The 12,079-nt window shown below is 50.3% G+C and carries 6 protein-coding genes; 2 read left to right on the top strand and 4 right to left on the bottom strand.

Translation table 11 applies throughout. The annotated features are described in order from the left end of the window. Positions 1-7 precede the first annotated feature (7 nt). The 3 genes from AC53GJ_RS02210 to AC53GJ_RS02200 all read right to left on the bottom strand — a co-directional run bounded on the left by AC53GJ_RS02210 (position 8) and on the right by AC53GJ_RS02200 (position 7,963). Positions 8-709 carry a hypothetical protein gene (locus tag AC53GJ_RS02210; RefSeq protein WP_496730898.1) on the bottom strand — a complete coding sequence of 234 codons (702 nt, stop codon included), beginning with the start codon at positions 707-709 and terminating at the stop codon, positions 8-10. A 274-nt stretch (positions 710-983) separates the two neighbouring features. Further along, positions 984-4,955 carry a pullulanase-type alpha-1,6-glucosidase gene (gene pulA, locus AC53GJ_RS02205; RefSeq protein WP_496730897.1) on the bottom strand — a complete coding sequence of 1,324 codons (3,972 nt, stop codon included), beginning with the start codon at positions 4,953-4,955 and terminating at the stop codon, positions 984-986. Positions 4,956-5,026: 71 nt separating this feature from the next. After that, the gene (locus AC53GJ_RS02200) at positions 5,027-7,963 is read right to left on the bottom strand and encodes a TonB-dependent receptor (protein ID WP_496730896.1); all 2,937 of its coding nucleotides are present in this window, start codon (positions 7,961-7,963) and stop codon (positions 5,027-5,029) included. Positions 7,964-8,008: 45 nt separating this feature from the next. On the opposite strand from AC53GJ_RS02200, the gene AC53GJ_RS02195 reads away from it, so the two are divergent. Both AC53GJ_RS02195 and AC53GJ_RS02190 read left to right on the top strand, forming a co-directional pair. After that, a complete protein-coding gene (locus AC53GJ_RS02195; RefSeq protein WP_496730895.1) occupies positions 8,009-8,332 on the top strand; it encodes a hypothetical protein in 324 nt (107 codons plus the stop codon). A 327-nt stretch (positions 8,333-8,659) separates the two neighbouring features. After that, positions 8,660-9,538, top strand: coding sequence for a hypothetical protein (locus tag AC53GJ_RS02190; RefSeq protein WP_496730894.1), 879 nt, complete (start codon positions 8,660-8,662; stop codon positions 9,536-9,538). 62 nt (positions 9,539-9,600) lie between these two features. Here the strand turns inward: AC53GJ_RS02190 and AC53GJ_RS02185 are convergent, their stop codons facing one another. Continuing rightward, positions 9,601-11,997: a TonB-dependent receptor plug domain-containing protein gene (locus AC53GJ_RS02185; protein ID WP_496730893.1), complete on the bottom strand. Its 2,397-nt coding sequence runs from the start codon at positions 11,995-11,997 to the stop codon at positions 9,601-9,603. Positions 11,998-12,079: the final 82 nt, after the last annotated feature.

Raw genomic sequence — 12,079 nt, 5'->3', positions numbered from 1 at the left:
TTTGAGCTCAGCGTTTTTTGCTCAATCGCAGTGCTACCCAGGCAAGCGCCACTAAACCTAGTGTCGCCGGGGCATTCACAGGTTGCGCCGACAATGCAGTGGCATCCCTGACGAGGGCAACACCCCGTCCGCTTTCTGCCATGCTGCGCTCGAACGATTCGCCGTACCAGCGAGCCTCCTGATCCCAACGGACATCGCCTTTGGTCGGATGTTTATAAGTGGCATCGCTGACAATGGCCACGGCATTATACTTGCCATTACCATTGGCATCACTGCCAAACAACGCCGCAGTGGATAAGTCCGGATCCGTTTGGTAGAAGCAGCTTTGCACACAAGGACCGTTATTGCCTGATTCAGTTACGCCAAACAACTGCAGAAAATAGTCATAACTGCTGTCTTCAGTCAGGGTCCAGCCATCATTGAGCAGCATCTCATCTTCGCTGACAGTCCAGGTGATCCCGCCAAAACCAAAGTGGTTAAACAAAGTGGCCATCTCTTGATTACTCGCCAACCGCCAGCCGTTATGTGTGGCCAATGCGGCATCGATACTTTGATGGTTGGTGCTCTGCCAACTGAGCCATTGCAAACCAAAACCTTGTACTATATTGCTATTGTCTGCCCGGCTGTAACCCGCGTACTGAATACTGCTGGCCTGACTGCTAAAACTGGCTGTCGCAAGTGCGACGACTAACGCTATGTTTTTTATCATTTTTATATCCATACCAAAATCCCTGCGACCTGAAGCATAAAGTACGCCATTAAAATAAATATATATAAAACAATAATTTAAAATTATAGTGTAAAGTTTTCAAACTTTAATTGTAAAAAAAACAGACAACTTGTGGCAATTAAACAGACGACCATCACAGCTAACCTCAAAAGCCTTGCAGCTACGCAAATAACAACGCCACAGCAAACTGCTGTGGCGTTGGGTTTATCACATCAACACCAGCCGGATAACAGCCTGTTGCTGATGTTGCAGCTTATAACTTACTGACGTTGAGCACAGGGGCTGCAGTATCTGTGGCATTAAAACTGAAGCGATAACGACCGGCGACGGCCAGATTCAGTTTCAGGTTACTGCCACTACGCGCCAGCACTTTGTCTGTGGCTAAAGTCACATTCTGGCCATCGGCGCCACCGCCAAAATCGACAGTCGACCAATCGGCAGAGGCAACCTTAAACTCGTAATCCCCTGCTGCCAGATCCAGTGTCACACTGTAGCTGCCGGCACCATCATAGCTCAGTTGATCGACTTCACCCCAGCCATTCATGCCACCACGGATATAAACTTTGGTAGCAGCAAAAGGCACATACTCGGTCACTGTGAGCACAGGCGCTGTCGGCACACTGGCATCCAGCGTAAAGACGTAGCTGGAGGTTTTGGCCAGACTCAGTTTCATATTAGCACCAGATTTTGCCAGCGTTTTCTGGCCATCCAACAGCACATCGACCTGACCGGACTGGGCACCAAAATCAACAGTCGACCAATCACCTGAAGCGATTTTAAACTCATAATCACCGGCGGCAATATTGATACGGGCACTGTATACCCCTTCACCGACATAAGTGAAGGCGTCGACTTCGCCCCAGCCATTGATGCTGCCGCGGACAAACACCGTCGTCAAACCATAAGGCGCGATATCCGCTGCGCCCATAGTCGCATCGGCTTTCAGACCTTGCCCCTGTGCGCCTTGTTGCGGTTTGACAAAGACCGCAGCCGTATAAGCCGGCACTACAAATTCGCCATCTGCACCTGCGGCCACAAAGGCAGCAGCATCCAGCTCAGCATCCACCGACTGTTGCTGCACCGGATGCAGGCTAAAACCACTGGCAGTAGCCACCTTATGCTTTTGCTGCTGGTCAGTGCCATTGATCACCACCACGATGGCGTCATAAGCCGGATCCAAATCTGCCAGCCCGGTGCCATCATCCAGACTCATCACAATTAAACCCGGAGTCAGATTTTTACCAATATTATGAAAACCCAATCTGGCCATTACAGCTTCCCCTGTGGTCAGCCGGAATAATGGGCTGCTACTGCGGATTTTTAAGAACTCCTGGAACACAGTGCCAGCAAATTGGATATCTTCCGGTTGGGCCGCCGTTTGTGGGTTAAAGGCAACAGTTTTGATCTTGTCCCAACTGGCTTTGTTATCTTGCGCCAGTGGTAAACCAACATTCCAGTTGTTGCTGGTTTTACTAAAATCAACCCGGTTAAACCAGTCGCCGGCATCATAACTATTTCTATCCAGCGACTTGGAGCGTAACAAATCATCGCCCATTTGCAGGAAAGGGATACCCTGACTCAACAGGGGGATCGCCAGTGCGATATTGTGGATCCGCACCCGTTCGCTCAGGCTGACGTCTGCTGCCAGTTCGAGCTGTAATTTATCCCACAGCGACTCATTGTCGTGTTTTGAGACATAGTTAATGATATCGGCCGGATCTGTGGCATAACCCGCTGGCTGGCTGTTCCAGATCACGCCGCCAGCAGTACCGGTATTGCCTTGATAGTCTTTCAGCACAAAGTCTTTTAAGGTACCGGCTAAGCCAATTTCGATGTAGTTTTGCTGTTGTTTACTGCCCACATCAGCATCATTGGCAAACAATTTAGCACCACGCACTGCATCTCTGGGTCTGTCATTAAAAGTGCCCACTTCAGTACCGGCCATGTTGGCTTGCCGCGCTTGTTCAAACAAGGCATCGTCAGCCACTTCACCAAAATTCCAGCCTTCGCCGTAGAAATAGGTGTCGGCATCGACTTTTTGCACTGCGCTGCGGGCAGCCAGAATACCGGCTTTTGGATGATGACCCATAATGTCAAAGCGGAAACCATCAAACTTATAGGCACTTGCCAGGGTGACCAGCGAGTCTTCGACAAACTTCTGCATCATGGCATGTTCAGTGGCGGTATTGTCACAGCAGGTCGAGCGTTCAATAGCACCTGACACCGGGTTATACCGGTGATAATAACCTGGCACAATTTTATCAAACACAGAGTTGTCGTTCAGACCGGCGGCATTGGTATGGTTATACACCACATCCAGCACCACCCGCAGTCCCAAGCCATGCAACGCCATATTCATCGCCCGCATTTCTTTGATCCGAGCCACACCTTCCGGGCTTGACGCATAAGAACCTTCTGGCACATTAAAGTGATGCGGATCGTAACCCCAGTTAAAACTGTCGCTACCACGTATGCTTTCCACCAGCGCCTGGGCGTTTTCACCGGAATTCTGATAAGACTGCATCAAATCCAACAAGGTTTTTTCCGGCGCTTCCTGGCAGACGCTGGCTTTGGCATTGAGCTTACACAAAGCCGCTACTGTGCTGGTTAAATCCACTCTTTTACTGGCATCTTCATTCACAGTTGCCATATCTGTCGCCGGCAACAGATGGAAATGAGTTAAACCACTGTCAGCCAGCTGTTTCAGATGTTGCACCGGTGCCGAATCCTGTTCAGTGAAGGCCAGATATTTACCGCGATGAGCGGCGGTAACCGTTGGCTCCATCGCACTGAAATCGCGGATATGTCCTTCGTAAATCACGATATCTTCCGGCGCTGTCGCGGCCTTAATCTGATGATTATCCCAACCTTCAGGTTTAGTCTCAGCGGCGTTCAGATCGACAAACTGACTGTAACGGCCATTGGTAGCTACGTTCACTGAATAGGGATCGGTCGCTTCTGTCACTGCCAGTTTTTTGCTTTGTGGATGATAAACCTCCAGCTCAAAGCGATAAAACTGTTTATCCAGCGTGGCGGTGGCCGCACTGTAACTCCAAATCCCTGTGGCAGCGTCCAGCGTCATCGGCTGAGTCGCAGTTAAGGCTTTACTGCTGTTATAGACTTTAAGTTTGACCGAGCGTGCAGTCGGTGCCCAGACCGAGGTTTTAATAGTGCCCGCCAGATATTGCACACCCAAAGTTGCTTCATTCGCATCTTGCGCACCACTGGTGTACAGATCATCCAGTACCTTGGCCGCCTGCACATAGCTCGCCGTCAACAGCTTATTGCTAGCATCATAAGCGGCCACAGCTAACTGATTTTTTACCAGGGTTTTGGCTTGTTCGCTGCTCAGGTTGACCTGATACGCAGGCCAGTTCGCTAAGGCGGGGATCCGGGCTTTTTGGGCGTCGGATAACGTGGCTGGCGCCAGCTCTAAGGTCTCGCCGCTTAACACTAAATCATCATCAATCGCCAAATCGGCTTGAGCCGCATGGTGCAATTTGATTTTAGTGACGCCGCTGGTATCACCATTCCAGACAAAGGTATTTTTATCCAGCCAGTGCGCGGCGTTATCTGCAATTTGCACGCCAAGCGAATCGACCGGATAAATAAAGACCGAGGAATTACCATTAAAGGTAAAGCTCATCCGCGCCACTTTAGCCGGCTCTTTTGGCCCTAAATCCATTTTAAAGTCACCGGCACCCATGGCTTTACCGGCATCATCAGTACCGACGTGGATAATAAAATTACCACAGGCACCCGCTTTACCAGCCACCCCAGGTTTAAGATTCAGCAGCCAATAGGCCCCATAGACGGGATCAACCCCATTCGGTTCCAGGCCATTATCCCAGGATTTGGCCAGTGAATTGTCCAGATAAGCGTCACAGCTTTCATTGTTCCAGGTATGCAGCCGATAACCGTCATAACTGCCTTTTTTATTAAAAAACAGCACGGCCTGTTCCGCCGCTGGCGTCACCACAGGCGCTGGCAATTTGGCATTGTAACCAATGACACAACTTTCGTTTTTCGCATCCGGGAAGGTCGGTGCTTTACATTTGATTGGCTGCGGCGCCACACAAGCAGTGCCAGCCGCATTGGGTACTTCTGGTGAATTACAGGTCAATAATAGCTGGGCCGGTGCGGTGGAATCGCCGCCGCCACAGGCCGTTAACAACACTGCAGCCGTCAGCAGGCTCAGTGATTTTACAATGAAGATGGTTCGCATAACCTAAATACTCCGCAAATCAGGGATCAGGCTCAAGGACAATACCTTCAGCCAGCGCTTATATTCAGCTGTTAAAAGGTGTAGTTACCGCCCAGATAAAACTGCCGGCCAAAATACTGGATAGTGCCGGTGTAGGCCTGTTGTCCCCAGTAGCTTTTGGTTGGTTCATCCATCAGGTTGTTGATCTGAAACAGTAACCCCAGATTGTCATTGACTTGGTAGGACGCCTGATAATCCATCACCATTTCAGCGTCATAACGCACTTCCTGATCTTTTTCCGCCGACTGGTCGGAAATAAAATCATCACGGAATCTGGTGCTGAACCGCGTTTCAAAATCGCCATACTCATAAAACAGCGTCACTGTGTAGACGTTCGGCGACAGACCTTTCAGGTCAGCTTTAAAGCTTTGCTTGCCATTCATTACTTCAGTGCTGATTTCACTTTCGGTGTAGGAATAACTGGCACTGATCCCTAACCCTGACCAGTAGGAAGGTAAAAACTTAAAGACCTGGGTAAAGGCCAATTCAGCGCCACGGATATAACCGCCCTCGTCATTGTTGACCGCAGTATTATAAGTTCCGATCGGATCTGGTGTTCTTGGCGGTAAGCCGTCCGGATTGCCCGGCTCAGTCCCTGGCACATAAGCCGGTAATGGGAAGCCTGCGGCTGCAAAGTCAAAATCAGCGATAGTGTCACGCTGGATAAAGGACTTAATATTTTTATAAAACAACGCCGCCACAAAGGCGCCTTCAGTTTCGGTAAAATATTTCTCATAGGACAAATCAAACTGATCGGCATAAAAAGGCTTTAAAAACGGACTCTTATCGGCGCTCCCACTGACATCACCATTACTGGCAATGTTAAAACTGGTTTGGGCGGATAACTGATGGATCGGTGGCCGTGACATCACCCGACCGGCAGCAAAGCGCAGTTGATCGCTGTCCGTCAGCGCCAGATTCAGGTTCAGTTGTGGCAGATAATCACGGTATTTCATCCCGACTAAACCCAGCGCATAATCATCGCTGACCAGGCCAACTTCATCGGTGATGTACTGCGCGCCTTGGGTTGGATCGCCATCGACGAAGGTCATATTGGTGGCAAACTGTTTAGTTTCGACCATCCGCACACCGATATTACCGGTCAGGCCCAGGCCAAACACTTCAGTATCGATATTGGCTTGCAGATAAGCTGCCAGCACATCTTCAAACACATCGCCACTTTCAAACAAGCTCCAGGGTGTCTGTTTGCCGCCATTGACCCGCTGCGAATCCGCTAAGCCGGTGTAACCATTGCCCCAGGTTTGGACAGGCTGCGGCACGCCATTCGGGAACCAGGCATTCAGCGCTTTTTGCATATCTATCGCTAAATAGCTGGGAAAAGCGGCAAAGTCACCTTTAAAGTCGACTTTTTCCACCATATCGGCGGTTAACCGCAGTGGTGGTTCACTACTGAGGAACTGATTATCGGCACCATAGACAAAGACTTGCCGGTCGTTGGTGTAATCCCGCTCAGAATAACGCACCCCAGCTTCAATCGAGCCGATAATCGGATTATCCAGTTTGTATTGACCGTCCAGCCGGTACGCATCCACTTCATCCGAGTTGATGGTCGGATAGATGCCGTATTGGCTAACCATCATCCGGTTAATATCAGTAAAAGCAGCGGCTTGGTTAAAACCAACCCCAGGTAAATTCAGGCCGTTGAGCTGATAAGTTATTGAAACATTGGGATCCAGCACAGGTTTAGCCGCCGTCGCATCCTGCGCCACCAGCGACCACAACAAACCATTGCGGAAATTACTTTTTGAGGAGGAGTGTGCAATATCCAGACTCAAATTCAGGTTATCCGTCAGCTGATAAGCGGTATTAAAACCAAAGCTGCGTACTTCATCCAGGTCGGTATTGTCATCATTGACCATCTCGACCAGCGTATCGCTGTTACTGGATTTACGCTGCACAGTGCCGCCGACCATCACGTTATCGACAATCACCGGATTGGTGATAATAGCGGTCGGCCCTTTGAATTTAACCCGGAACCCGCGGGCAAAAGCTTCAGTATCAAATTTGGATAAAAATGCATCTGCTTTGACTTTCAGTTTGTCATCCGGTGCCCACTCCAGCACGGCGACATAACCATGCCGGGTTTCTTCACCACCACGGTGCTGCAGTTCAAAACCTTCACTGACCAGCTCTTGCGCGCTGTCACCTTTCACACCATCCAAATCCAGTTCATCGGTATACTGGAAACCGACAAACTGAGTGGCCACACTGGGCTGAAACAACCGGGCATAACCCAGCGCCAGACCTAAAGTGTCATCCAGATATTTGCCCTGATAAGACAAACTAAAGCGATCACCAAATTCAGTGGCATCAGACACTTCATCTGCCCGGTCGTTGTAACTGCCGCGGGCATTCACCACCACGTTATGTTGCTCTCTGGCATTGAGTGGGCTGGCGGTTTGCAGTTCGACGCTGCCGGCAACGCCGCCTTCAATCAAGGAGGCCTTGGGTGATTTATACACAGCGGCAGACTGGATCAGTTCCGACGGATATTGGTCAAACTCAATATTACGTTTACCACTGGTGGAGACCTGTTCGCGGCCGTTTAAGGTCGAAAACACAAAACCGCCTTCCATACCCCGAATATTAATTTCTGACGCCTGACCACCGGTCCGTACCGCCGACACCCCAGGCAACCGGGTCAGGGCATCCGCCATCGACACATCCGGCAGCGCGCCTAAATCGTCCGCCGAAATGGTTTCGGAAACAGTATCGTTAAATCTTTTCAAATTCAGCGATTTAATCAAGCTGCCAGCAAAGCTGCGCACTTCGATCACTTCAATTTGTTCTTTGCTGTTATTAGCCGTTTTATTGCTGTTGTCGTCTGAGCTGCTGGTCGCACTGACTTGCGTTGACGCCGGACTGGTTTGCTGCATCGCTTGTGCCCAAGGGCACACGCCGGCAGCAGCCAGTGTCAGCGTTAACACACTGAGTTTAAACTTTGACATGCCTCTATCCCCGTGCTGGTGTTGAAATGGTGTTGTGCCAGTAACATGACTGATTTTTATAATGACCAGGTGCCCTGTTGCACCATGGCTGTTGACACTGCTTCAGCATTTTCTGAAACACACGTTCATTTAATAAGCAGCCCTGCCCAAATGCACAAGATGAATACGTATTCAGCCACCGAACTAAGCGCTATGGCAGTGCAGACAGAGGAACAACTGCACCAGATTGGCGCAAATCAAAAAAACCAGGCCGGACAAAAAGTTAAACTGAATCGTTTTAGTCAGAAAAGGGCTTATTGCATCTATTCAGCAACTGATCCGCAGGCAGCAAGCAGAGTATTTTTCAGTATATTAATGAGAGCGTGTTGACCTTTGGTGTATGTTTTTGCAGCTGTTTGGCTGGCTTTTATACAAGGCAGAGCCCGCGATGTGTAGTTATTCTACATGAGCGGGCGATAACGCCGTAGAAAGGTCAGCCAAACGCTGCCCGTAGGGTTCAACCGGGGACTTGCCAGCCCTTTGTCACTCGCTACTCGCTTAGATCACTAAGCTTCGCAGCTCCTTTCGCGGGCTGGCGGCCCCCGATTGAACAAAATTCACACACCAAAAGTCAACACGCTCTAGTCTTCACAACACCCGAGGTGCTCCAGTACACTAAAGTCACTTTTGATCCCGACCCCAGCAAGGATGAGCCTGATGAAATTGTTCGCCACTGTACCAACGCTGTGTACTGTTTTGTTAGGACTGACGGCTTGTAAAAGCGTCAGCGATTATTCAGTGCCGCTGCCGACGCCTTTTTTAACCAATGCAGTGCAATATGAACTGAAACAACCCAGCTCCGTCTTTGGAGACAGCTATGCCCAGCAAAGTGGTCCTTTTGCCATCAGTCGGGTCGATATCAGTTGGCTTTCGACCACTAAACACAGTCTGACCCCAGGCGGCAATGCTCTGGAGAAAGTGGTTTATGAGTTGTTTTCGGATGAGGACCCAGAGGTGCAGCATTACAAGGTCCGACAGAAACGGGAGTATCAATTTCACAGCAGTGATGGCGCACAGAGTATCAAAGTGGAGTGCCAACTGAAGAATGAGAGCTTGTTGCAGGAAACAGTCAGGCCACAACAAGAAAAAACCGCTGGCGTTGAACAGAATAACCAGCATGCGCGGGAGCTGGACCGGCAACAAACCCGGTTATCCTGTGTTTTACAACAGGCGGACCGTCAATGGCAACTGACGGTCACACTCACTGAGCAACAGCAGCCTGTACTGACGCTGCAATCTGGTTCAGACGTCTACCCACTGACAGCTATCCACCATGGCGTAGAAAAAGTTGACAATCAGTGGCGACAACTACCTGATTTTGCATCAAATTTTCAGGGGTTACACATTTCGAATGGCGGCCAGATGGTGGCGGCGATGTCTTTTCCAGGTCAAACCCCAAAAATCTGGTTAAGCCGGAATTTGGCCCCCGCCCAACAACATCTGTTGTTTGCTGCCAGTTACAGCTTGCAATTGCTGAACTGGCTAGACCAAGACTGGCGACCAGATCAGCAGCAAGTGAGTCAGCATTGGCAGTAAGCCGCCAGTCCCCGCAAGGCTCACAGCGCTAACCTTGCTGCGCTGTGAGCTGCGGCGCAGCATTAAAACTTATAGGTCAGATCCAGATAATAAGAACCGCCATTAAAACCAAAAGGTGCATTGGTATTGGGGTACTTAAAGATACCGTTAAAGCTGTTCACCACCGGCTGTTCATCCGGATAGACATCAAACAGGTTACTGGCACCCAAGGTAACGTCAAAGGACTCAGTCACAGCATAACCCAGGGTTAAATCGACCGTGGTTTTAGCGGCAAACTCTTTATCGCCCGTGGCGTAACCTAAGGTATAAGGTCCAAAATAATTCAGCCGCAAGCTGCTTTTGAGCGCGCCCAATTGATGACCCAGCGACCAAACCCCAGCTTTGGCCGGATTAGCCTTGGTCAGCCGCACCTGCTCCACCCGATCAAACAGCTTAGCCTGCAGCCCGTCCAACAGCGCCGGCACTTTGATCTGATCAATATCACTGTCGTTATACTGCAGACTTAAACTGCTGTTAAAGTCGCCATAACCACTGGTTTGCCACTGATAAGCCAACACAGCTTCCACCCCGCGGCTGGTGGTATCCACTGCATTGGTGAAAAATCTGACACTGTTGGCCCCTGAAGTGCCGAGCACTGCATTGAGCGTCGCACTGTCAGCACGGGTGACAGAGCCAGTCAGAATAATCCGGTCTTCCAGCTTAATCTGATAGCTGTCCAGCGTCAGACTGAAACCATCCTCGCCCTGATAAGTGATACCGGCACTGACACTACGCGCACTTTCAGGCTGCAAATCGCCCTGACCAATAGCCCGGGTGACCGCTGAAATATTGTTAAAAGTACCGGATTCGGTTGGCACCAGCACACCGGTTTGTGGGTTGGCGACAAACAGCGTCGACAAATTGGAGAAATACAGTTGCTGCACACTCGGGGCGCGGAAACCATCGTTGGCGGTGGCACGCACAGCCCAGGCGTCGGTCAGTTGATAACGGCCCGACAATTTAAAGCTGCTTTCGCGACCAAAATCTGAATAGTCTTCCAACCGGGCGGCACTGCCCCAGGTCAGATTGTCGGTCAGGGCATTTTCCAGTTCCAGATAAATCGCACTGTTATGGCGCGATTCATTCACTCTGGACTCCGGTGTAAAACCACCAAAGCCTTGAATGCCACCGGCTTTATTCTGATAACCATAGTTTTTCCACGACAGCTCATCACCAGCTTCAATCCGGTAGTTGTTCTGCCGCCGGCTAATACCGGTCGATACCACCAGTTCGGAATCATTGATAAAGCTGTAACGGCGACTGGCGTCAAGATTGTAGTTTTGTTCCTGATTTTTTAACTGACCGGCATAAGCACTGGTGGGGCTGGTCGGACCGACAGAGGCATTCAGTGAGTTATTGACATAATAAGCGTAGGTACTACGACCGGTACCGGCAGAAAAATCCAGTTGCCAGCCCAGCAGCGGCCATTTCACCCCGGCAGTGACCGAATGATCATCCGAAGTCGGCGCTATCTGCGGTAAAAAACCATCCGGATAAAGCTCGGCAATATTACGCGCATCCTTCGGCAAGCGGAAAAATGCACTGGACTGGGTATCACGTGAACTAAAACCGCCAAAGCTATACCACTCAGTGTCACCTTGTTGCAGACCGGCGTTAAAAAACACCGCACTGTGCTGGTAAGCGGCATCACCGACCTGATGATTGAGCCGGTTAAAACCCGCTTCGCGTGGATCAGGCTGACCATTAATTTTGTTGTATTGCTCACGCGGATCCAGACCAGCTCTGTTGGTGTTGTTTTTATCCTGATGTTCCAGCGTCAGGTTTAAAAAACCGTTAGTGCCGAGCGCCAAGGCGGCATTCAGGCTGGTTTTGTAATAATCACCATCGCCTTCAAAGGTCTGGCCGGTACTGGCATTCAGGCTGCCACCGGATGCTTGATCTTTCAGCACAATGTTGATCACCCCGGCAATGGCATCAGAACCATACTGCGCGGCAGCGCCATCCCGTAAAATCTCAATTCGCTTAATGGCTGCCACCGGAATGGCATTTAAATCGACATTCGAACTGCCACGCCCCATAGTGCCGTTCAGGTGCACCAGGGCCGAGCCATGCCGGCGTTTGCCATTGACCAGCACCAGCGTATGATCCGGCGATAAACCACGTAAGCTGGCCGGGCGCACTGCGTCTGAACCATCGGTCACTGAAGAGGTTGGGAAGTTAAAGCTTGGCACCAGCAACTGCAGCGCCTTGGCGGTTTCAATAGCACCGGTGGCTGCTAGCTGGGTTTCATCAATAATATCAACCGGCGATGCCGTTTCAGTGGCAGTACGCACTGACAACCGGCTGCCAATCACCGAAATTTTTTCAATGCTGTCTTCTTTACTTTGTTGGGCCACTGCAGGGGCAGCCACCATCGCGGAAACGAATAAAGCCAGCGGAGAAACAACAAATAAGCGCATCACAGATCCCTATTTAATAAGTTGCAACTATATTAGCCTATTACATATTCTGTCATTTAGCCTGAATTTCGATTTAATATTC

Source organism: Rheinheimera sp. B2H12, assembly GCF_059620065.1.
Note: the sequence above shows the minus strand (reverse complement) of the source record. Positions and strands in the feature narration are given on the sequence as shown.

Coding starts and splice junctions, on each gene's coding strand:
- AC53GJ_RS02200 (WP_496730896.1), bottom strand. CDS start 7,963: ATGTCAAAGTTTAAACTCAGTGTGTTAACGCTGACACTGGCTGCTGCC.
- AC53GJ_RS02195 (WP_496730895.1), top strand. CDS start 8,009: ATGACTGATTTTTATAATGACCAGGTGCCCTGTTGCACCATGGCTGTT.
- AC53GJ_RS02185 (WP_496730893.1), bottom strand. CDS start 11,997: ATGCGCTTATTTGTTGTTTCTCCGCTGGCTTTATTCGTTTCCGCGATG.
- AC53GJ_RS02210 (WP_496730898.1), bottom strand. CDS start 709: ATGATAAAAAACATAGCGTTAGTCGTCGCACTTGCGACAGCCAGTTTT.
- pulA (WP_496730897.1), bottom strand. CDS start 4,955: ATGCGAACCATCTTCATTGTAAAATCACTGAGCCTGCTGACGGCTGCA.
- AC53GJ_RS02190 (WP_496730894.1), top strand. CDS start 8,660: ATGAAATTGTTCGCCACTGTACCAACGCTGTGTACTGTTTTGTTAGGA.